The sequence below is a fragment of the Duganella sp. GW821-FHT01E12 genome, from assembly GCF_059422325.1.
Window position 1 is genome coordinate 69,296 of sequence record NZ_JBWKWR010000011.1, and the last position, 21,267, is coordinate 90,562.

At 63.7% G+C, this 21,267-nt stretch carries 17 protein-coding genes; 14 read left to right on the plus strand and 3 right to left on the minus strand.

Features of this window, described 5'->3' with window-relative positions; translation table 11 throughout:
• Positions 1-6: 6 nt before the first annotated feature.
• From AC07WS_RS24765 to AC07WS_RS24785, 5 genes are all read left to right on the plus strand, one after another.
• Complete coding sequence (locus AC07WS_RS24765) at positions 7-2,730, plus strand: molybdopterin-dependent oxidoreductase (RefSeq protein ID WP_494731634.1); 2,724 nt, start codon at positions 7-9, stop codon at positions 2,728-2,730.
• Positions 2,731-2,781: 51 nt separating this feature from the next.
• Positions 2,782-4,152 (plus strand): glutamine synthetase family protein, encoded by a 1,371-nt coding sequence (locus tag AC07WS_RS24770; RefSeq protein ID WP_494731635.1) that lies wholly within the window; start codon positions 2,782-2,784, stop codon positions 4,150-4,152.
• 94 nt (positions 4,153-4,246) lie between these two features.
• Entirely contained in the window at positions 4,247-5,368 is a 1,122-nt protein-coding gene (locus tag AC07WS_RS24775; RefSeq protein WP_494731636.1) for an ABC transporter ATP-binding protein, read from the plus strand.
• A 14-nt stretch (positions 5,369-5,382) separates the two neighbouring features.
• Positions 5,383-6,294 (plus strand): ABC transporter permease subunit, encoded by a 912-nt coding sequence (locus AC07WS_RS24780; RefSeq protein WP_494731637.1) that lies wholly within the window; start codon positions 5,383-5,385, stop codon positions 6,292-6,294.
• Positions 6,291-7,136, plus strand: a complete 846-nt coding sequence (locus tag AC07WS_RS24785; RefSeq protein WP_494731638.1) for an ABC transporter permease — start codon at positions 6,291-6,293, stop codon at positions 7,134-7,136. Before AC07WS_RS24780 ends, AC07WS_RS24785 begins: the two co-directional genes overlap by 4 nt.
• On the opposite strand, the gene AC07WS_RS24790 is transcribed toward AC07WS_RS24785, so the two are convergent.
• Positions 7,133-8,278, minus strand: coding sequence for an MFS transporter (locus AC07WS_RS24790; RefSeq protein ID WP_494731639.1), 1,146 nt, complete (start codon positions 8,276-8,278; stop codon positions 7,133-7,135). The two genes, AC07WS_RS24785 and AC07WS_RS24790, sit on opposite strands and share 4 nt — an antisense overlap.
• Positions 8,275-9,786 (minus strand): MocR-like pyridoxine biosynthesis transcription factor PdxR, encoded by a 1,512-nt coding sequence (gene pdxR, locus AC07WS_RS24795; protein WP_494731640.1) that lies wholly within the window; start codon positions 9,784-9,786, stop codon positions 8,275-8,277. Before pdxR ends, AC07WS_RS24790 begins: the two co-directional genes overlap by 4 nt.
• Positions 9,787-9,861: 75 nt before the next feature.
• Between pdxR and AC07WS_RS24800 the strand changes: the two genes are divergently transcribed.
• The 7 genes from AC07WS_RS24800 to AC07WS_RS24830 are packed head-to-tail and all read left to right on the plus strand — an operon-like array spanning position 9,862 to position 19,053.
• Complete coding sequence (locus AC07WS_RS24800; protein WP_494731641.1) at positions 9,862-10,614, plus strand: gamma-glutamyl-gamma-aminobutyrate hydrolase family protein; 753 nt, start codon at positions 9,862-9,864, stop codon at positions 10,612-10,614.
• Positions 10,615-10,628: 14 nt separating this feature from the next.
• Positions 10,629-11,999 (plus strand): glutamine synthetase family protein, encoded by a 1,371-nt coding sequence (locus tag AC07WS_RS24805; protein WP_117014027.1) that lies wholly within the window; start codon positions 10,629-10,631, stop codon positions 11,997-11,999.
• A 22-nt stretch (positions 12,000-12,021) separates the two neighbouring features.
• Entirely contained in the window at positions 12,022-13,473 is a 1,452-nt protein-coding gene (locus tag AC07WS_RS24810; protein WP_494731642.1) for an aspartate aminotransferase family protein, read from the plus strand.
• Positions 13,474-13,494: 21 nt separating this feature from the next.
• A complete protein-coding gene (locus AC07WS_RS24815) occupies positions 13,495-14,982 on the plus strand; it encodes an aldehyde dehydrogenase (RefSeq protein WP_494731643.1) in 1,488 nt (495 codons plus the stop codon).
• Between the two features lie 5 nt (positions 14,983-14,987).
• A complete protein-coding gene (glnT, locus tag AC07WS_RS24820) occupies positions 14,988-16,343 on the plus strand; it encodes a type III glutamate--ammonia ligase (RefSeq protein ID WP_494731644.1) in 1,356 nt (451 codons plus the stop codon).
• 8 nt (positions 16,344-16,351) lie between these two features.
• Positions 16,352-17,689 carry a glutamine synthetase family protein gene (locus AC07WS_RS24825; RefSeq protein WP_494731645.1) on the plus strand — a complete coding sequence of 446 codons (1,338 nt, stop codon included), beginning with the start codon at positions 16,352-16,354 and terminating at the stop codon, positions 17,687-17,689.
• Positions 17,690-17,691: 2 nt separating this feature from the next.
• Positions 17,692-19,053, plus strand: a complete 1,362-nt coding sequence (locus AC07WS_RS24830) for an aspartate aminotransferase family protein (RefSeq protein ID WP_494731646.1) — start codon at positions 17,692-17,694, stop codon at positions 19,051-19,053.
• Here AC07WS_RS24830 and AC07WS_RS24835 read toward each other — a convergent pair.
• Positions 19,050-19,805 (minus strand): hypothetical protein, encoded by a 756-nt coding sequence (locus AC07WS_RS24835; RefSeq protein ID WP_494731647.1) that lies wholly within the window; start codon positions 19,803-19,805, stop codon positions 19,050-19,052. The two genes, AC07WS_RS24830 and AC07WS_RS24835, sit on opposite strands and share 4 nt — an antisense overlap.
• 203 nt (positions 19,806-20,008) lie before the next feature.
• On the opposite strand from AC07WS_RS24835, the gene AC07WS_RS24840 reads away from it, so the two are divergent.
• Both AC07WS_RS24840 and AC07WS_RS24845 read left to right on the plus strand, forming a co-directional pair.
• Positions 20,009-20,542, plus strand: a complete 534-nt coding sequence (locus tag AC07WS_RS24840) for a hypothetical protein (protein WP_494731648.1) — start codon at positions 20,009-20,011, stop codon at positions 20,540-20,542.
• Positions 20,539-21,225 carry a hypothetical protein gene (locus AC07WS_RS24845; RefSeq protein ID WP_494731649.1) on the plus strand — a complete coding sequence of 229 codons (687 nt, stop codon included), beginning with the start codon at positions 20,539-20,541 and terminating at the stop codon, positions 21,223-21,225. Before AC07WS_RS24840 ends, AC07WS_RS24845 begins: the two co-directional genes overlap by 4 nt.
• Positions 21,226-21,267: the final 42 nt, after the last annotated feature.

The following is a 21,267-nucleotide window of genomic DNA, read 5'->3' on the forward strand; positions in this document are numbered from 1 at the left end:
AGCATCTTGAACCTGTCCACCGACCATCTTGCAGTACGCACCACCTGCGCCTATTGCGGCGTAGGCTGCGGTGTCCAGGCCATGCCCAAGGCCGACGGCACGATCGCCATCGCCGGCGACAAGCTGCATCCCGCAAACAAGGGACGCCTGTGCGTCAAGGGTTCCGCGCTGGGCGAGACGATCGGCCTTGATGGCCGACTGCTGTATCCACAGGTGCGCGATGCGGATGGCCTGCGCCGCGTGTCGTGGGACGCCGCGCTGGACAAGGTAGCCGGCGCCTGGCGTTCCATCATCGCCGAGCATGGCCCGGACGCGGTGGCGCTGTACGTCTCTGGCCAGCTGCTGACCGAGGACTACTACGTCGCCAACAAACTGATGAAGGGCTATATCGGCAGCGCCAACATCGACACCAACTCGCGCCTGTGCATGTCCTCTGCGGTGGCCGGCTACAAGCGCGCCTTCGGCGAAGACCTGGTGCCGCTTTGCTACGACGACCTGGAACTGGCGGACATGGTGGTGCTGGTCGGCTCCAACACCGCGTGGTGCCATCCCATCCTGTTCCAGCGCATCCTCAAGGCCAAGGAGAGCCGGCCGGAGATGAAGATAGTGGTCGTCGACCCGCGCCGCACCGCCACCTGCGAGCTGGCCGACCTGCACCTGCCGGTCAAGGCGGGAACGGACGTGTGGCTGTTCAACGGCTTGCTGAGCTACCTGGCGCGCATCGGCGCGGTCGATCCGGAGTTCATCGGCCATCACACCAACGGCCTGGATGCGGCGCTGGACACGGTCAACATCGATTGCAGCGATCCCGCCGCCGTGGCGAAGATCTGCCGCATCGAGCTGCCGGTGCTGATGGAGTTCTACGAATCCTTCGCCACCACGCGCAAGACCATCACCGCGTTCTCGATGGGCGTGAACCAGTCGTCGGCCGGCACCGATAAGGTCAACGCCATCATCAACTGCCATTTGATCGGCGGCCGTATCGGCAAGCCGGGCATGGGGCCGTTCTCGATCACCGGCCAGCCCAACGCCATGGGCGGGCGCGAAGTGGGTGGCCTGGCCAACATGCTGGCCGCGCACATGGACCTGGACCGCGCCGACCACCGCGAGGTGGTGCAGACATTATGGGAATCGCCGGCGATGGCTGCCAAGCCTGGCCTGAAGGCGGTCGACCTGTTCCGGGCGATCGAAGAGGGCAAGGTCAAGGCGGTGTGGGTGATCGCCACCAATCCGATGGTCAGCCTGCCGGACGCCGACCAGGTGCGGCGCGCGCTGGAGAAGTGCGAGCTGGTGGTCGCCACCGACATCATGCAGAACACCGACACCAACGCCTACGCCGACGTGCTGCTGCCGGCGCTGGGCTGGGGCGAGAAGGACGGCACCGTCACCAATTCCGAGCGCCGCGTATCGCGCCAGCGCGCCTTCCTGCCCGCGCCGGGCGAGGCGCTGCCCGACTGGAAGATCCTGTCGCTGTTCGCGCAGCGCATGGGCTTCGGCGGTTTCGATTTCAGCGGCGCCCAGGGCGTGTTCGACGAACATGCGCGCCTGAGCGGCTTCCGCAACGCCGTCGGCGACGTGCCGCGCGCGTTCGACATGTCCGGCCTGGCCGGTCTCGATCAGCGCGAATACGACGAACTGGAGCCGATCCAGTGGCCGGTGCGCCGCACCGCCTCGGGCGAGCTGCAGGTTGAGGCGCGCCTGTTCAAGGACAACGTCTTCGCCCACGCCGACGGCAAGGCGCGCTTCATCGCCACCGCCACGCGCGCGCCGGCCAACGCGGTGTGCGAGGACTTCCCGCTGTCGCTCAACACCGGCCGTGTGCGCGACCAGTGGCACACCATGACGCGCACCGGCAAATCCGCCACGCTGGCCGACCACATCGCCGAATCCTTCGTCGACATCCACCCTCAAGACGCGCTGCTGCACGGCGTGCGCGAGGGCGAGCTAGCGCGCGTGAGCTCCGCATGGGGCGCGATGGTGGCGCGCGTGCAGCACGGCGGCGGCATCCCGCGCGGCAGCGTGTTCATTCCCATCCACTGGTCGGGCCAGACCTCGTCCGATGCGCGGGTGGGAGCGCTGGTCAATCCGGTGGTCGATCCGGTCTCCGGCGAGCCGGAATTCAAGCACACGCCTGTGCGCATCGAGCAGTTCCGCGTGAACTGGCATGGCTTCATCCTGAGCCGCACCGAGATGAACCTCGACAGCGTGGCCCACTGGACGCGCATCCAGGGCCGCGAATTCGCCCGCTACGAACTGGCCGGCCGCAACACCATCAAGGACTTCGGCGCCTGGGCGCGCGAGCTGCTGGGCGTGGCCGACCTGGACGCCGACTGGCTCGAATACGAAGACCGCACCGCCGGCGTGTACCGCGCCGTGCACGTGGTGAATGACCGCATCGAGCAGTGCATCTTCCTGTCGCCGCGCCAGGACATGCCGTCGCGCGCCTGGCTGGCCAGCCTGTTCGTCAAGCAGGAGCTCAGTGAGATCGACCGCGTCGGCCTGCTGGTCGGCATGCCGGTCGAGAAGGGCGCCGACACCGGCCCCACCGTGTGCTCCTGCTTTGGCGTGGGCCGCAACACGATCTGCGGCGCCATCGTCGAAAAAGACCTGAAGACGGTGGCCGAGGTGACGGCCTGCCTGAAGGCCGGCGGCAATTGCGGCTCCTGTGTACCGGAAATCAAAAAGATTCTTGTGCAAACCCGCGTGGAGGCGGAGGAAGAAAGGTTGTAAACATGGTAAATTAGACTATCGATCGCTTGATCATGACCTCAGAGAGCGAACATGTCTATCCGTGAAAACTTCTCCGATGCCGATATGGACCAGTGGCTCAACGAGAACCGAGTCACTGAAATCGAATGCCTGGTGCCCGACCTGACGGGTGTGGCGCGCGGGAAGATCCTGCCGCGCGCCAAATTCACCCAGGAGCGCGGCATGCGCATCCCCGAGGCGGTGCTGGGCATGACCGTCACCGGCAACTACCCGACCGAGAACGCGGCCTACGACCGCGCCATCTCCTCCACCGACCGCGACATGATCCTGCGCGCGGACCCCGGCAGCATCACCAAAGTCCCCTGGGCCATCGACCCCACCGCGCAGGTCATCCACGACTGCTACTTCGCCGACGGCACGCTGGTCGATTTCGCGCCGCGTTCCGTGTTGCGGCGCGTGCTCAAGCTGTATGCGGATCGCGGATGGAAGCCGGTGGTGGGGCCGGAGCTGGAGTTCTACCTGACCGAGAAGAACATCGATCCCGACCTGCCGCTGAAGGCGCCGGTGGGCCGCAGCGGCCGCGCCGAAACCAGCCGCCAGGTCTACAGCATCGACGCCGTCAACGAATTCGATCCGCTGTTCGAGGACATCTACGACTACTGCGCGCTGATGAACCTCGACGTCGACACGCTGATCCACGAAACCGGCGCCGGCCAGATGGGCCTCAATTTCCAGCACGGCGATCCGCTGGCGCTGGCCGACAACGTCTTCTACTTCAAGCGCACCTTGCGCGAGGCGGCGCTCAAGCACGATATGTACGCCACCTTCATGGCCAAGCCGATGGCGGGCGAGCCGGGATCGGCGATGCACGTGCACCAGAGCGTGAGCGACGCCGCCACCGGTCTCAATATCTTCAGCGCGGCGGACGGTTCGCCGTCGGCCCACTTCCGCCACTACATCGGCGGACTGCAGCGCTACACGCCGGCGGTGATGGCGATCATGGCGCCGTATGTGAACTCCTACCGCCGCATCGTGCGCCACACGGCCGCGCCGATCAACATCCAGTGGGGCATCGACAACCGCACCGTGGGCTTCCGTATTCCGATCTCCGGCGTCGAGCAGCGGCGGGTGGAGAACCGCATCATCGGCGCGGACGCCAATCCCTACCTGGCGATGGCGGTCACGCTGGCCTGCGGCTATCTCGGTCTGGTGGATCAGCTGGAGCCGACGCCGATGACCACCGCCAGCGCCTACGACCATCTGTTCGAGCTGCCGCAAGGGCTGCCGCAGGCGCTGGAGCTGATGCGGCGCGAGGACCGGCTGCGCGATGTGCTGGGCGAGCGCTTCATCGACGTCTACACGGCCATCAAGGAACTGGAGCACCAGGAGTTCATGACCGTCATCAGCCCGTGGGAGCGGGAGCACTTGCTGCTGCATGTGTGATTGTCGTCATTTATAATCACGGGTTCGACTAAGCGCGCGGCCTGCGGTCGGCCCGTATTCAGTATATTATTAATATCATTTATATTTTAATAACATGACCCAAGAGCGAGAACCCTTTCTGCTGATCCGCAACCTGGTGAAGGAATTCGACGGCGTCCGCGCCGTCAACGATGTGTCGGTGGCGATCAACAAGGGCGAGATCTTTGCGCTGCTGGGGAGTTCCGGCTGCGGCAAGTCCACGCTGCTGCGCATGCTGGCCGGTTTCGAAACGCCGACCCAGGGCCAGATCACGCTGGGCGGCAAGGACATCGTCGGCGTGCCGCCGTACGAGCGCCCGATCAACATGATGTTCCAGTCATACGCGCTGTTCCCGCACTTGTCTGTTTGGGACAACATCGCCTTCGGCCTGCGTCGCGACGGCCTGCATAGGGACGAAATCGCCGCGCGCGTGGAGCAGATGCTGGCGCTGGTGCAGCTCACCGCCTACGGCAAGCGCAAGCCGCACCAGCTGTCGGGCGGCCAGCAGCAGCGCGTGGCGCTGGCGCGCAGCCTGGCCAAGCGTCCGCAGTTGCTGCTGCTGGACGAGCCGCTGGGCGCATTGGACAAGAAGCTGCGCGAACGCACGCAGATGGAACTGGTCGGCATCATCGAGGAAGTGGGCGTGACCTGCGTGATGGTCACGCACGACCAGGACGAGGCCATGAGCATGGCGACCCGCATCGCCGTGATGAGCGAAGGCCGCATCCTGCAGGTGGGCGCGCCGGGCGAAATCTACGAGACGCCGAACTGCCGCTTCGTGGCGGACTTCATCGGCAGCGTCAACATGTTCGAGGGCAGCGTGACGGTCGATGAGCCGGACCACGTCATCATCGATTCGCCGGAATGCCGCCACTACGTCACCCACGGCATCACCGGCACGGTGGGCATGCCGGTGTCGGTCGCGGTGCGGCCCGAGAAGATCGCCGTGCAGGCCGAGGCGCCGACCGCGGCGCAGCGCGCCAAGGCCAGCGAGGACGGCTACAACTGCGTGCAGGGCGTGATCACGGCCATGGCGTACTTCGGCAACGAGACGCTGTACCACGTGCGCCTCGACAGCGGCACGACGCTCAAGGTCTCGCGCACCAACGCCGCGCGCCATGACGAATCGGCGCTCAAGCGCGACCAGCGCGTCCACGCCTGGTGGGACGGCGCCGACGTCGTCGTGCTGACCAGCTAAGGCGGAGCGCAGCCATGAAAACTCTCAAGTACTTGCTGGGCGGGCGCTGGCTCTCCGGTCGCAACCTGGTGATCGCCGTGCCCTTCCTGTGGCTGACGGTGGCCTTCCTGGTGCCGTTCCTGATCGTGATGCGCATCAGCTTCACCGAGGCCGACGCCGGCGGCAATCCCTTCGGCACGCTGATGACGATAGTGGACGGCGCCGTCACGTTCAAGATCAAGGTGGCCAACTACCTGTTCATCGCGCAGGACGACCTGTATGCGATCACCTACCTGAACTCCCTCAAGTTCGCCGCCATCACAGCCTCGCTGTGCCTCCTCATCGGCTACCCGTTCGCCTACTTCATGGCGCGCGCCAAACCGACGGTGCGGCCAGTGCTGCTGATGCTGGTGATGATGCCGTTCTGGACCTCCTTCCTGCTGCGCATCTACGCGTGGAAGGGCATCCTGGCCAACAACGGCATCCTGAACCACTTCCTGATCAGCATAGGCGCGATCAGCGAGCCGCTGCACCTGATGAACACCCAGTTCTCGCTCATCATCGGCATGGTCTACGCCTACCTGCCGTTCATGATCCTGCCGCTGTACGCCAACCTGGTGAAGATGGACCTGCGCTTCCTGGAGGCCGCAGCCGATTTGGGCGCGACGCCGATGCAGGCGTTCTGGCGCGTCACGGTGCCGCTGTCGAAGTCCGGCATCGTCGCCGGCACCATGCTGGTGTTCATTCCGGCGGTGGGCGAGTACGTGATTCCGGAGCTGCTGGGCGGCCCGGAAACGCTGATGATCGGCCGCCAGCTGTGGGACGAGTTCTTCACCAATAATGACTGGCCGCTGGCGTCCGCAGTGACGGTGGTGGTGATCTTGCTGATCCTGGTGCCGATGGCGATCTTCAATAAATACAAGGCAGAGCAGGAGGCCCGTCCATGAAAGGACATACCAATTTCGTGCAGCGCTGGTTCGGGCGCGGCTGGCTGTCGCTGGGTTACCTGTTCCTCTACCTGCCCATCGTGGTGCTGGTGGTGTTCTCGTTTAACAGCTCGCGCCAGGACATGGTGTGGAGCGGCTTCTCGACGCAGTGGTACGAGGCGCTGATGAACGATTCTGAGATCATCAGCGGCTTCGGCCTGTCGCTGCGCATCGCGCTGCTCACGGCTTGCAGCTCGGTGATACTGGGGACGTTCGCCGCGTTTGTGCTGAACCGCTACCAGCGCTTCCCCGGCCGCACGCTGTTCTCGGGCATGGTCAGTGCGCCGCTGGTGATGCCGGAGGTGATCATCGGCCTGTCGCTGCTGCTGATGCTGGTGTCGGTGCAGAAGGCGTTCGGCTTCCCGGAGCGCGGCCTGGTGACGATCTGGCTCGGCCACACGCTGCTGGGCATGGCCTACGCGGCGGTGGTGGTGCAGTCGCGCCTCCAGGAGATGAACAAGTCGCTGGAGGAAGCGGCGATGGATCTCGGCTGCCGTCCCTTCCAGGTGTTCTTCCTGGTGACGCTGCCGAACATCACGCAGGCCTTGGGTTCCGCATGGCTGCTGACGTTTACGCTGTCGCTCGACGACGTCGTGCTGTCGGCCTTCCTGTCCGGCCCCGGCTCGTCGACGATGCCGATCGTGATCTTCTCGCGCGCCCGCCTGGGCCTGGACCCGCGCGTGAACGCGGTGGCGGCGCTGACCATCCTGGTGGTGTCGATCGGCGTGATCGGATCGAGCCTGTACATGGCGCGCAACGAGCGCCTGCGCCAGAAGCAGGTCGCCGCCGCGGCCAAGGGTTAATCGGTATAACCCTGTTTGTATTCCCACCAGGCGCAGGCGACGAAGATCGCCGCGCCGCACCACAGCACCGCCGGTAGCGCATTGATGCCGGCGGTCTGCATCAACAGGCCTGTCAGCAGCGGCCCGCCGCTGCTGGTGATCCCCCAGCTGGCATTGACCACCGCGCTGGCCGCGACCAGAGATTGTCCCTGGAAGCGCGCGCCGCACGCCACCAGCGACAGCATGTAGATCGCCCCCGCCGCCGCGCCCAGCATCAGCAGCAGTATCCACCACAGCCACGGCGTGCCCGCCGCGAAAGGCAGCAGCGGCAGCAGCACGCACACCGCGATGCCGCAGCCGGTGTGCACGCGGCGCCGTCCCACGTGGTCCGCCAGCCAGCCGAAGGCGAATTGCAGCGCGGTGTCGCCGACCAGCACCACCGTGGCCGACAGCAGCGCCAGTTCCGTGACGATGCCCTGCCGGATCGCATACAGCGGCAGCAGGCTCAATGCCAGCGTGTCGAACAGCGCGAAGAAGGCCGCGCCGACGGCGATCATCGGCATGCGCGGCAGCACCGCGCGCCAGGAGACGTGCGGCTCGTCCTCCTCAACCTGGCCGTCGTTGGAGATCAGCGCCATGCCGGGCAGCGCAAGCAGGAACAATGCGCCGCAGGCGGCGAACGGCCAAGCGACCTTGCCTTCCAGGCCCGCCACCAGCGCGGGGCCTATCAACTGGAACAGCGTAAACGCCGTGGTGTACATGGCCACCACGCGGCCACGCGAATTGACCGGCGCAAGATGGTTGACCCACGCCTCGCCGATGGTGAACAGCACGCCCATGCAGGCGCCGAACACGAAGCGCAGCACGCCCCACAGCAGCACGTTGTCCGTCGCCTCCATCAAGCCGGTGGACAGCGCGCCGATGGCGATGGCGCCCACCATGCAGCCGCGCGGCCCATGACGTGCCACCCAGCGCGAGACGAAGGGCGTCGCGGCAAGGATGCCGAAGGCGCTGGCGGCGGTGACGATGCCGATGATGTCGGTGCCGATGCCGCGCTGGTCCAGCCGCAGCGCCGTCAACGGAATGGTGGCGCCCAACCCCAGCCCGACCACGCCGATGCTGCTCACCAGCGCGCAGAAGTCCTTCCACGGCATGTGCTTCATGCCGGGACTCCCGCCGCGATCAGGTCCGCCAGGATGCGGCCGTAGTGCGCGATCTTCTCCGGCGTGCAGTAGGCGTAGCCGACCAGCAGGCCGCGCCGCACCGGCTGCGCGAGGTAGTAGGTGGACAGCGCCTTGACGCGAATCTCCGCTTCGGCGGCGGCGGCTTCCAGCGCCACGTCGTCGGCGTCGTCGGGCAGCTGCACCACCAGATGCAGGCCCGATTCCTCGCTGGAGATGGTGACCCTGCCGCCCAGCCGGGGCGCGAGCTGCTGCACCAGCGTGCGGCGCAGCAGTTCGCGGCGCGCGCCGTAGGTCTGGCGTATCTTGCGGATGTGGGTGGTGAAGTGGCCCAGCGCGATGAAGTCCGCCAGCACCGCCTGCACCGTTTGCTGGCCTGGCCGCTGCAGGTCGTACAGCGCGCTCTTGAAGCCATCGACCAGCGCCGGCGGCACCACCAGGTAGCCGACCTTGATGCCGGGGTAGAGCACCTTGGAGAAGGTGCCCATGTAAAGCACGCGGTCGTCGATGTCCAGCCCTTGCAGCGCCGCCAGCGGCCGGCCGGTGTAGCGGAATTCGCTGTCGTAGTCGTCCTCCAGTATCCACGCGTCCTTGCGCACGGCGACATCGAGCAGCTCGCGCCGGCGGGCCAAGCTCATGACGGAGCCGGTTGGATACTGGTGCGACGGCGTGGCGTAGATCAGGCGCGGCCTGGTCGCCAGGTCGGCTGCCGTCAGCACCATGCCGTCGTTGTCCACCGCGACCGGATGCAGTTTCAGCTCGCGCGACTGGAACACGCGGCGCGCCCCCCAGTAGCCGGGATCTTCGACCCAGGCGGTGTCGCCGGCGTCGGCCAGCAGCATCGCGCACAGGTCCAGCGATTGCTGCGTGCCGGCGGTGATCATCACCTGGTCCACCGTCACCTTCACGGAGCGCGACAGGCGCAGATACTCGGTGATGGCCTGGCGCAGCGGCAGGTGGCCGCCGGACTGGCCGTAGTCCAGCAGGTCGGTGCGCGCCTCGCGCCAGATGCGGTTCTGCAGCCGCTGCCACAGCTTGAACGGAAAGGACGAGAAGTCGTCCTCGCCCGGCGCGAAAGGCTGGATCTCGAAGCGCGGGCCGGCGCCAAAGGCGGTCAGTTCGCGCCCGCGCCGCGACAGCCGCGCCGCGCGGCCCTGCGGCGAACCGCGCGGCGCCGGTCCCGTGCCGCGCATGCTGGCGCGCTGCGCCTGCAGGTCCGCCACGTAGGTGCCGCTGCCCAGTTGACTGGTGACGTAGCCCTCCGCCGCCAGCTGCTCGAACGCGGCGATCACCGTGTTGCGCGAGATGCCCAGGTCGCGCGCCAGGTCGCGGCTGGACGGCAGCTTGCTGCCCGCGCCCAGCTGCTGGCGGTGGATGGCGCCCTTGGCCGCCTCGTACAGGCGGCGCTGCTGCGGCAGGCGCGGATGGAAGCCCGATTGGGCCAGGGTCTGGGCCAGCAGATCGGAAGTGGGCGACAGGGGATGCGGCATGATACTCAAAGTGGTTCCATCAAATTTAAACAAGTGGCACTCACAATGATACCAAAATAGGCATATGATAAAGACATGCGTAGCCCAATTGTCATCGTTCCCGCCTGTGTGAACCAGATCGGCGCCCATGCCAATCACACGGCCCAGTTCAAATATGTCGCCGCCGTGGCCGACGGGGCGGGCTGCACGCCGCTCATCATGCCGGCCCTGGGCGCGGCCACCGATTTCGAAGCGCTGCTGGCGCTGGCCGACGGCGTCATGCTGACCGGCTCACCGTCCAACGTGCACGCCGGCCTGTATGGGCAGGAAGTGCTGGAGCCGTCGCTGCCGCAGGACGCGGCGCGCGACGCCACCACGCTGCCCTTCATCCGCGCGGCGCTCAAGCGCGGCATACCGCTGCTGGCGATCTGCCGCGGCTTCCAGGAAGTGAACGTGGCGCTGGGCGGCACGCTGCACCAGGCGGTGCACAACGTGGCCGGCATGGCCGACCACCGCGAGCGCAAGGACCAGCCGCTGGAGCAACAATACGCGGCCTCGCATCGCGTGCTGCTGGAGCCTGGCGGAGAACTGTCGCGCATCCTGGGCGGCGCCTCCGAAATCATGGTCAATTCGCTGCACGGCCAGGGCATCGCCCAACTGGCACCGTCGCTGGCGGTGGAAGCCCGCGCCGACGACGGCCTGGTGGAAGCCTACCGCGTGGCGGACGCCAGGAGTTTTGCGCTGGCGGTACAGTGGCATCCAGAGTGGCGCCTGGCGGAGAATCCCGATTCCGTCAGATTGTTCAAGGCTTTCGGCGAGGCCTGCCGCACATATAAAAACCAACGCTAAAAAGAGAGAGAACCATGGCAATCCGCGAGAATTTTACTTACACCGACATGGACCTGTGGCTCAACGAGAAGCACGTCACCGAAATCGAATGCCTGGTCCCCGACTTGACCGGCGTGGCACGCGGGAAGATCCTCCCGCGCGGTAAGTTCACCCAGGAGCGCGGCATGCGTATCCCCGAGGCGGTGCTGGGCATGACCGTGACCGGTAACTACCCGGTGGAGGACGCGGGCTACGACCGCGCCATCTCCACCACCGACCGCGACATGATCTTGAAGGCCGATCCGACCACCATCACCATGGTGCCGTGGGCCACCGACCCGACCGCGCAGGTCATCCACGACTGCTATTTTTCCGACGGCCGGCTGGTCGATTTCGCGCCGCGCTCCGTGCTGCGGCGTGTGCTCAAGCTGTATGCGGACAAAGGCTGGAAGCCTGTCGTGGCACCGGAACTGGAGTTCTATCTGACCGCCAAGAACAGCGATCCAGACCTGCCGTTGAAACCGCCCATCGGCCGCAGCGGCCGCGCGGAGACCAGCCGCCAAGTCTACAGCATCGACGCCGTGAATGAATTCGATCCGCTGTTCGAAGACATCTACGACTACTGCGACATGATGAACCTCGACGTCGACACGCTGATTCACGAAATCGGCGCCGGCCAGATGGAGATCAACTTCCTGCACGGCGATCCGCTCGGCCTGGCCGACAAGGTGTTCTTCTTCAAACGCACCTTGCGCGAGGCGGCGCTCAAGCACGACATGTACGCCACCTTCATGGCCAAGCCGATGGCGGGCGAGCCGGGTTCCGCGATGCACGTGCACCAGAGTGTGGTCGACATCAAGACCGGCAAGAACATCTTCAGCTCCGAGGACGGTTCGGCCGCGCCGATCTTCAAGCACTACATCGGCGGCCTGCAACGCTACATGCCGTCGGCGATGGCGATCGTCGCGCCGTACGTCAATTCGTACCGCCGCATCGTGCGCCACACGGCCGCGCCGATCAACATCCAGTGGGGCATGGACAACCGCACCGTCGGCTTCCGCGTGCCCGAATCGGGCGTGCAGGACCGTCGCGTGGAGAACCGCATCATCGGCGCGGACGCCAATCCCTACCTGGCGCTGGCGGTCACGCTGGCCTGCGGTTACCTCGGCATGACGGAGCAGCTGGAGCCGACGCCGATGACCGTCGGCAGCGCGTACGACTTGATGGTCGAACTGCCGCAAGGCCTGCCGGAAGCGTTGCAACTGCTGCGCGGCGAGGACAAGCTGCGCAGCGTACTGGGCGACCGCTTCATCGATGTCTACGCCGCCATCAAGGATCTGGAGCACCAGGAATTCATGACCGTCATCAGCCCGTGGGAGCGCGAGCACCTGCTGCTGCACGTCTGACCTTTTTGAGATAGGAACCATCATGTCGAACAGCCCATTGGCGCCCAGCGCCGCATTGGTCGCGTCGGTGAAGGCCGCAGCGCGTCCGGAAGTGTATTACACCGCAGCCATCCAGAAGCTGGACACGGCCCACTACATGCATCCCTTCACCGACCACAAGGCGCTCGGCGAAAAGGGCGCGCGCGTGATGGTGCGCGGCGAGGGCATCTACCTGTGGGACTCGCAGGGCAAGAAGGTATTGGACGGCATGTCCGGCCTGTGGTGCGTCAACGTTGGCTATGGCCGCACCAGCATCTCCGAGGCGGTCTACAGGCAGATGGAGACGCTGCCGTTTTATAACAGCTTCTTCAATACCACCAACATCCCAGCGGTAGAGCTGGCGGCCAAGCTGGTGAAGATATCGCCGCCGCAGTTCAACCACGTCTACTTCACCGGCTCCGGCTCGGAAGCCAACGACACCAATCTGCGCATGGTGCGCCGCTATTGGGACGTGTTGGGCTACAAGGAGCGCCACACCATCATCAGCCGCCACAACGCCTACCACGGCAGCACCGTGGCCGGCGCATCGCTGGGCGGCATGGACGGCATGCACGCGCAGGGCGGCTTGCCGATTCCGGGCATCGTGCATATCGGCCAGCCGAACTACCTGGAATCAGGGCGCGGCATGACCGAGGACGAATTCGGCATCGAGGCCGCGTCGTGGCTGGAGAAAAAAATTCTGGAGGTTGGCCAGGACAAGGTCGCGGCCTTCATCGGCGAGCCGGTACAGGGAGCGGGCGGCGTGGTGATCCCGCCGGCCACCTACTGGCCGGAGATCCAGCGCATCTGCGACAAGTATGGCATCCTGCTGATCGCCGATGAGGTGATCTGCGGCTTCGGACGGCTGGGAAAATGGTTCGCGTCCGAGCTGTTTGGCATCAAGCCGGATCTGATCACTTTCGCCAAGGGCGTCACCTCCGGCTACGTGCCGCTGGGCGGCGTGCTCGTTGGCGACCGCGTGGCCAATGTGCTGATCGAGAAGGGCGGCGAGTTCAATCACGGCTTCACGTACTCCGGCCATCCGGTCGCTTGCGCGGCGGCGCTGGAGAACATCCGCATCATCGAGGACGAGAAGCTGGTCGAGCGCGTCGGCAGCGAGACCGGGCCGTATCTGAAAAAGCGCTTTGCCGAGCTGGCGGATCATCCGCTGGTTGGCTATGCTGACAGCTGCGGCTTTGTCGCTGGCTTGAACCTGGTGCGTGTCAAAGGCGCGACGGTGCACGACAACGTGCCGTTCGACGAAGAGCTGGCGGTGGGCATGGTCTGCCGTGGCTACATGTTCAACAACGGCATGATCATGCGCGCCGTCGGCGACCGCATGATCATCGCGCCGCCGCTGGTGATGACCTGCGCGCAGATCGATGAGATGGTGGCGCTGATCCGCCACTGCCTCGACCTGACGTACGCGGACCTCCAGCAGCGCGGCTGGCTGTAAATCCTGAAGGAGGAGACGAATATGACGACAACATCCTGGCACGAGCGGGCGAACAGCCTGCAAATCGACGGCCGCGCCTTCATCGGCGGTGAGCGCGTCTGGGCCAAATCCGAACAACAGTTCGAGAACCTGTCGCCGGTCGACGGCCGCAAGCTGGGCATGGTGGCCCGCTGCGACGGCGCCGACGTCGACCTGGCGGTGGCCGCCGCGCGCGCCGCTTTCGAAGACCGCCGCTGGGCCCGAAAATCGCCGGCGCAGCGCAAGCGCACGCTGATCAAGTTCGCGGACCTGGTACAGAAGCACGGCCCCGAACTGGCGCTGCTTGAAACGCTCGACATGGGCAAGCCGATCAAATACAGCCAGAGCGTGGACGTGGGCGCGACCGCCAACTGCCTGCGCTGGTACGGCGAGGCGATCGACAAGATCTACGACGAAATCGCGCCGACGGCGGCCAACAGCCTTGCGCTGATTACGCGTGAGCCGGTCGGCGTGGTGGCGGCCATCGTGCCGTGGAACTACCCGATGATCATGGCCGCGTGGAAGATCGCGCCGGCGCTGGCGGCCGGGAACAGCGTGGTGCTCAAGCCGTCCGAGAAGTCGCCGCTGACGGCGCTGCGGCTGGCGGAGATCGCACTGGAGGCGGGCATTCCGCCGGGCGTGTTCAACGTGCTGCCGGGTTACGGCCACGAGGCCGGCGCCGCGCTCGGCCTGCACATGGACGTGGACTGCATCGGCTTCACCGGTTCCACCCGCGTCGGCAAGCAGATTTTGCAGATGGCAGGGCAGTCCAATCTGAAGCGGGCGTGGACTGAGTTGGGCGGCAAGTCGGCCAACATCGTCTGTGCCGATTGTCCCGATCTGGACACGGCGGTGCAGGCGGCCATTGGTTCCATCTACTTCAACCAGGGCGAGAGCTGCAACGCGCCATCGCGGCTGTTCGTGGAGGCGTCGATCAAGGAGCAGTTCCTCGAAAAGGCGATGGCGATGATGCCGGACTTCCAGCCTGGCGATCCGCTCGACGAGAACACGGTCATGGGCGCCATCGTCGATGCGACGCAATTGAAGACGGTGATGGGCTACATCGAAGCCGGCAAGTCGGGCGGCGCCAAGCTGCTGTCCGGCGGACGCCAGGCGCGCACCGACACCGGCGGCTACTACGTCGAGCCGACGCTGTTCGACCAGGTGGACAGCGGCATGACCATCGCGCGCGAGGAGATCTTCGGGCCGGTGTTGTCGGTGCTGAGCTTCACCGACGTGAAGGACGCCGTCAAGCAGGCCAACGCCACGCCCTACGGCCTGCAAGCCGCCGTGTGGACGGCCGACATCAGCAAAGCGATCCAGACCTCGCGTGCGCTGCGTGCCGGTACCGTGCACGTGAACCAGTACGACGGCGACGACATCACCGTGCCGTTCGGCGGCTACAAGCAGTCCGGCAATGGCCGCGACAAATCGCTGCACGCTTTCGACAAATACACCGAGCTGAAAACTACATGGATACAAATCGGCTAGACAGCATGACTGCCCGTTCGACGGAGGAATTGCAGCGAGAGCTGGCGGCGAAAGGCGTGAACTTCGTCTTCGCACAGTTCACGGACATTCACGGCGCCGCGAAAGGCAAGCTGATACCGCTGGCGCACCTGGACGATATCGTATCGCCGGGCGCGGGCTTTTCGGGGCCGTCGATCTGGGGCACGGGCCTGCCGCGCACCGGCCCGCGCTCCGAGTACTATGGCCGCGCCGATCTCTCCACGTTGAAGATCATGCCCTGGCTGCCCGGCTACGCGCGCGTGGCGCTGGACGGCCATGTGGCCGGCGAGCCGTTCGACGCCTGCCCGCGCCAGGTGCTGCGCAGGCAGGTGGAACGGCTGGCGCAGCGCGGCTGGACCCTGAACGCGGGACTGGAGCCGGAATTCTTCCTGCTGCAAAAAGGCGCCAACGGCTACGACGCCGAAGCCGCCGACACACTGGAAAAACCATCCTACGACACCAAGAGCCTGCTGCGCCGGCGCGGCTTCATCGAAAAGCTGACGGCGTCGCTGGACCAGTGCGGCCTTGGCGTGTTCCAGATCGACCACGAGGATGCGACCGGCCAGTTCGAAGTCAACTACAAGTACGCCGACGCTCTCAAGGCGGCGGACAATTTCATGCTCTTCAAGATGGCGGCCCAGCACATCGCCGAAGAGGAGGGCATGCTGTTCTCGATGATGCCCAAGCCGTTCGCCGAGCGTCCCGGCAGCGGGCTGCATTTCCACTTGTCGCTGGCGAATGTCGCCGGCAAGCCCTTGTTCGCGCTGGGCGAGGAGAAGGAGCAGGGCGGGCGCGATCTCGGCCTATCCTCGCTGGCCTACCATTTCCTGGCCGGCCTGCTGCGTCACGCGCCCGCGCTGACGGCGTTGTGCGCGCCGACGGTCAATTCGTATAAACGATTAATGTGCGGGCAGTCGCTGTCCGGCACCAGCTGGGCGCCGGCCTTCATCGGCTACGGCGACAACAACCGCACCACGGTCGCACGCGTGGTCTACCAGCGCATCGAATGGCGCTTACCCGACAGTTCGGCCAATCCCTATCTGGCGCTTGCCGGCGTGATCGCGGCGGGGCTGGATGGCATCGATCACGCGCTGGAGGCGGGAGCGCCGGTCAATCAGGACGTGTATGAAATGTCCGACGCGGCGCGCGCGGAAGCGGGCCTGAAGCTGCTGCCACAGAACCTGGGCGAAGCCGCCGCCGCGCTGAAAGCCGACACCGTGCTGGCCGCCGCGCTGGGCACGAACGTCGTCAACGAGTTCGCGGCGCTGAAGAGCGCCGAATGGATCGAATACAGCCAACACGTCAGCGCGTGGGAGACCAGGCGCTATCTCGACCGCTTCTAGGAGCAACGATGAGCAAGGCCATGAAAGACTTCCTGCGCGAACGCAGCATCCACGAGGTGGAGTGCGTCATCGCCGACATGACCGGCATCGCGCGCGGGAAGATACTGCCCAAGGATCTCTTCCTCAGCGAGGGCGAGATGCGCCTGCCCAAGAGCGTGTTGCTGAACACCGTCAACGGCGAACAGCCCAACAACATGCCCTACGTCGGCGCCACCGATCCCGACATGATCTGCGTGCCGGACCTGAACACGCTGCGGCAGGTGCCGTGGGCGGCCGAGAATGTCGCACTGGTGATCCACGATTGCCAGAACTTCGACGGCTCGCCGGTCGGCCTGTCGCCGCGCGCGGTGCTGCGCAAGGTGCTCAAGCTGTATGCGGAGCGCGGCTGGCAGCCGGTGGTGGCGCCGGAGATGGAGTTTTATCTGGTCGCACGCAGCAGCAATCCGCACGAGCCGCTCACGCCTCCGCTGGGCCGCAGCGGCAAGACGGAGTCCGGCCGCCAGTCGTATTCGATCGATGCCGTCAACGATTTCGATCCCTTCTTTTTGGAGCTGTCCACCTTCTGCAAGCAGCACGAACTGGGCGTGGAGACGCTGATCCACGAAGCCGGCGCGGGGCAGATGGAGATCAACTTCACGCACGGCGAGGCGCTGGAGCTGGCCGACCGCGTCTTCCTGTTCAAGCGCGCGGTGCGCGAGACGGCGCTGCGGCATGGGATCTTCGCCACCTTCATGGCCAAGCCGATGGAGACGGAGCCTGGCAGCGCGATGCACATCCACCAAAGCGTGCTCGATACGGCGACCGGACAGAATATCTTCAGCCGCGCCGACGGCCAGGCCAGCGATTTGTTCTTCAACTATATCGCCGGACTGGAACAGTACACGGCGGCGGCCACGCTGCTGTTCGCGCCGCATGTGAATTCGTATCGCCGGCTGTCGCGCTTCATGTCGGCGCCGACCAACGTCCACTGGGGTTACGACAACCGCACCTGCGGCATCCGCATTCCGAACTCCGCGCCGGTCAACCGGCGCGTCGAGAACCGCGTGCCGGGCGTGGACGTCAATCCCTACCTGGCGATGGCCGCCACGTTGGCCTGCGGCTATCTCGGCATGACGCAAGGGCTGACGCCATCGCCGCCCACCGCCGACAGCGCCGAACATGTGCACGACCAGCTGCCGCGCAACCTGGAGGACGCCATCCTGCGCCTGCGCGAATGCAGGCCGCTGGGCGAGATCCTGGGCGAGTTGTTCGTGCAGGCCTTCTGCGAAGTGAAGGAGCTCGAATTCGCCACCTACAGCCGCGTGATCAGTTCCTGGGAGCGCGAGCATTTGATGCTGCTGGTGTGACCATGGCCGGCACCCGCGATGGATTGAACTGGCCGCGCGCGCAAGCGCTGGCCGCCGCCGAACGCGCCAGCTACATCGCGCGCAATCCGGAGTCGGCGCGCTTGGCGGGGCAGGCCGCACAACATCTGCTGTTCGGCGTGCCGATGCACTGGATGAACGACTGGTCCACGCCGTTCGCGCTGACGGTGAGCGAAGCCTCGGGCGCGCGCTTCCGCGACGTCGACGGCCACGAATACATCGACTTCTGCCTCGGCGACACCGGCGCCATGTTCGGCCACGCGCCGCAGCCGGTGGCGCAGGCGATAGCGCGCCAGGCCGCGCGCGGCTACACGGCCATGTTGCCGTCGGAGGATGCCGCGCCGGTGGCGGCGGAACTGGCGCGGCGTTTCGGCCTGCCGTACTGGCAGTTCGCCCTGTCCGCGTCGGACGCCAACCGCTTCGTGTTGCGCTGGCTGCGCGCCGCAACGGGGCGCGGCAAGGTCCTGGTGTTCAACGGCTGCTACCACGGCACGGTGGACGACGTGTTCGTCGACCTGGTGGACGGCGTGCCGACGCAGCGCGACAGCCTGCTCGGCCAGGTGCACAAGCTGACGGATCATACGGTGGTGGTGGAGTTCAACGACCTGCCGGCATTGGAGGCGGCGCTGAAGCAGGGCGACATCGCCTGCGTGCTGGCCGAGCCGGTGATGACCAACATCGGTATGGTGCTGCCGCAGCCGGGCTATTGGGAAGCCGCGCAGCAGCTCATCAAGCGCCACGGCAGCCTGCTGGTGATCGACGAGACGCACACCATCAGCAGCGGCCCTGGAGGCTACGCGCAGGCGCACGGCATGCGGCCGGACGCGCTGGTGGTCGGCAAGCCAATTGGCGGCGGCATTCCCTGTGCGGTGTATGGATTTACCGAGGCGCTGGCACGCCGGGTGGAGCAGGCCAAGCGCGGCGCGCCGCCCGGCCACTCCGGCGTCGGCACCACGCTGAGCGCCAACATGTTTGCCATGGCTGCGATGCGCGCCAATCTGGAACAGGTGATGACGGAGGACGCCTACCAGCACATGTTCGCGCTGGCGGCCCAATTGGCGGAAGGCTTGCGCGCCGTGATCGCGCGGCATAAGCTACCATGGTGCGTCACCCAGATCGGCGCCCGCACCGAATTCCAGTTCACGCCCACCGCGCCGCAAAACGGCACGCAGGCGCAAGCGATACTGGACAGCGACCTTGAACAGATCATCCACCTCTACCTGCTCAACCGCGGCCTGCTGATCACGCCGTTCCACAATATGCTGCTTGTATGTCCGAGTACCGGTAAGAGCGACATCAAGCTGCTGCTGGCCGCATTTGAGAATTGTGTAAAACAGCTTTCTTAATATTCTTCGTCTTCAGCGAGTAGCAGATCTATTTGGGCCTTCAGGCGATCTTTGTCTGCTTTATAGAAAGTGCTAGGGATGAGTAACCAGGCTTTTCTTCCCCCGGATAGTCTGACAGGAATTTTTTCTAAGTCATTGTCTTGTACTTCGATCGGCACTGCTTTGGCGACGGGTTGTGGGCGCGCTTGAACTGAATTTTGAGCAGGTAGCTCATCGTCTTTTTGCTCATCGAGATCTAGAGGTTGCGATGGCTCAACGCTAGCCTCGATAGCTGATGAAATACCATAATAGTTTGCAAATTCAACAGATTGTTTAAAGGCGGACAGGACGGTTTCGGCCGCAGCAGGAATGAAGCCTCTTTGGATGAGGTCGTATTTCATCGTTGCGTCTGATGGTAGTCCCGCCTCATACTTTTTTAGCAGGTCGACATACAAGTCTGGTTTCATAAGAAACTGGATGATCAAAGTCTGCCGTTGCTCATCTGTAGGTGCAAACTTCATCGACTCAAGGTCTTTGGACACAGCTAAGTGGCCATTTTTAGGGCGAGTCAGCAGTCCAAAGTAGCGTAGTGAAGCTATCGCCGAAAGGGCGGTGCCGCTGTTTGCATTCTTGTAACCTATGTTTTGAGCGACAATTTCCGTGGGGGCCTCATGTAAGCGTTCGCGATCATATGCTTTTAATGCGCGATCTATTGCATCTTTCAGTGACATCGTAGGCGCTCTTGGGCTTTTTTTTGACACGATAACAGACATTTTTCCTCCTGAATTTTGATCTATGCTGGTAGTTTTCTACCCTCTGGGAGCAAGCTCTCAGAGCTTAGCAACAATTATGCTCCATTTAGTGCGCTGAATTGTCATTATTTCTAAATATTCGCTATTCGCGAAAAGAAAATAAGCATAAAATTCTGACTTATACTGATGTTTGATATTTGCTAATCGCGAATGGAGAATTTACTGTGACATCTTTAGCAAAACAGATGAGCCTTAAGCCACAAGACTTGCTTGTCAGCCTGAAAATTGCTGTGATGCAACCAGCAGATATCACCTATGCGTACTTGGCTTCTGAACTACATTTAGCGAGCTCTGAAGTACATGCAGCAGTAAAACGAGCGCAAGTATCTCGGTTGTTGATTCGGCAACCTGAGGGCATAGTTGCGGTCAAGGCATCTCTCCTGGAGTTTTTGATTCACGGTGTTAAGTATGTATTTCCTGCGATACACGGAACACTTGTGCGGGGGATGCCAACAGGATTTGCAGGGCCACCACTAAACAAATATTTTCCGAGCGACGTAGAGATACCTCAAGTCTGGCCCGACCAAGAGGGCACAGTTAGGGGTATAGCTTTTCTTCCGATTTACCCGACGGTACCTGCTGCTTGTCGGCAGGACGCCGCGCTCTATGAGTTGTTGACACTCGTGGATGCTCTAAGGGGGGGGGCTGCTCGTGAGAGAGAGTTGGCCAAAGATGAACTGATGAGGTGCTTAAAATGAACTTACGAGACCCGAATGTAGCTTCGGTAGAGTTAGTCGCAAATGAATTGGGAGAGCTGCGTGATGAATTGGTGCTTGTCGGAGGATGTGCGGTGGGCTTGCTTATCACAGACGGTGCGCGCCCCCCCATTCGTGAGACACAAGATGTCGACTTAATCACTGAAGTGATTACACTGCCGAGCTACTACGAACTAGAGCAAAAATTACGTGAAAAGGGATTTCAAGAGCAGGGCGATGTGATATGCCGATGGCGAAAAAATGAACTAATAGTGGATGTCATGTCATCCGTAGAAATTGGGCACAATTTCACCAATAGATGGTATCCGTTAGCTGTTCAATACTCACAGCGTATCAAGCTTCCGTCGGGAACGGAGATTCGAATGGTCACCGCACCGATGTTCTTGGCGACCAAATTGGAGTCCTTTCGGAGTAGGGGGGGAGGAAACTATGAGCATCATGATATTGAAGACATAGTCAATCTGGTGGACGGACGAGTAGAGCTACTAGATGAAGTTGCAAACGCCGACTCTGTTGTTAAGGAGTTCATCATGGATGAAATAGATACACTACTTGCAGATCCCATGTTTACGGAGCTTCTACCATGGCAATTGCATCCAGATCCGACGAGTCAGGCGCGTGTCGAGATGCTCATTGGTCGACTAAGAAAACTAGCTGGTCTCTGATATGCAAAGACTCCAATGCGTTCTGCTATTGGAATCTCTGAA

What these genes read in the sequence shown, in the direction of transcription:
- AC07WS_RS24835 (WP_494731647.1), bottom strand. Translation starts at nt 19,805, where the DNA reads ATGTCTGTTATCGTGTCAAAAAAAAGCCCAAGAGCGCCTACGATGTCA.
- AC07WS_RS24790 (WP_494731639.1), bottom strand. Translation starts at nt 8,278, where the DNA reads ATGAAGCACATGCCGTGGAAGGACTTCTGCGCGCTGGTGAGCAGCATC.
- AC07WS_RS24810 (WP_494731642.1), top strand. Translation starts at nt 12,022, where the DNA reads ATGTCGAACAGCCCATTGGCGCCCAGCGCCGCATTGGTCGCGTCGGTG.
- AC07WS_RS24805 (WP_117014027.1), top strand. Translation starts at nt 10,629, where the DNA reads ATGGCAATCCGCGAGAATTTTACTTACACCGACATGGACCTGTGGCTC.
- glnT (WP_494731644.1), top strand. Translation starts at nt 14,988, where the DNA reads ATGACTGCCCGTTCGACGGAGGAATTGCAGCGAGAGCTGGCGGCGAAA.
- AC07WS_RS24825 (WP_494731645.1), top strand. Translation starts at nt 16,352, where the DNA reads ATGAGCAAGGCCATGAAAGACTTCCTGCGCGAACGCAGCATCCACGAG.
- AC07WS_RS24830 (WP_494731646.1), top strand. Translation starts at nt 17,692, where the DNA reads ATGGCCGGCACCCGCGATGGATTGAACTGGCCGCGCGCGCAAGCGCTG.
- AC07WS_RS24780 (WP_494731637.1), top strand. Translation starts at nt 5,383, where the DNA reads ATGAAAACTCTCAAGTACTTGCTGGGCGGGCGCTGGCTCTCCGGTCGC.
- AC07WS_RS24775 (WP_494731636.1), top strand. Translation starts at nt 4,247, where the DNA reads ATGACCCAAGAGCGAGAACCCTTTCTGCTGATCCGCAACCTGGTGAAG.
- AC07WS_RS24785 (WP_494731638.1), top strand. Translation starts at nt 6,291, where the DNA reads ATGAAAGGACATACCAATTTCGTGCAGCGCTGGTTCGGGCGCGGCTGG.
- AC07WS_RS24845 (WP_494731649.1), top strand. Translation starts at nt 20,539, where the DNA reads ATGAACTTACGAGACCCGAATGTAGCTTCGGTAGAGTTAGTCGCAAAT.
- AC07WS_RS24800 (WP_494731641.1), top strand. Translation starts at nt 9,862, where the DNA reads ATGCGTAGCCCAATTGTCATCGTTCCCGCCTGTGTGAACCAGATCGGC.
- pdxR (WP_494731640.1), bottom strand. Translation starts at nt 9,786, where the DNA reads ATGCCGCATCCCCTGTCGCCCACTTCCGATCTGCTGGCCCAGACCCTG.
- AC07WS_RS24815 (WP_494731643.1), top strand. Translation starts at nt 13,495, where the DNA reads ATGACGACAACATCCTGGCACGAGCGGGCGAACAGCCTGCAAATCGAC.
- AC07WS_RS24770 (WP_494731635.1), top strand. Translation starts at nt 2,782, where the DNA reads ATGTCTATCCGTGAAAACTTCTCCGATGCCGATATGGACCAGTGGCTC.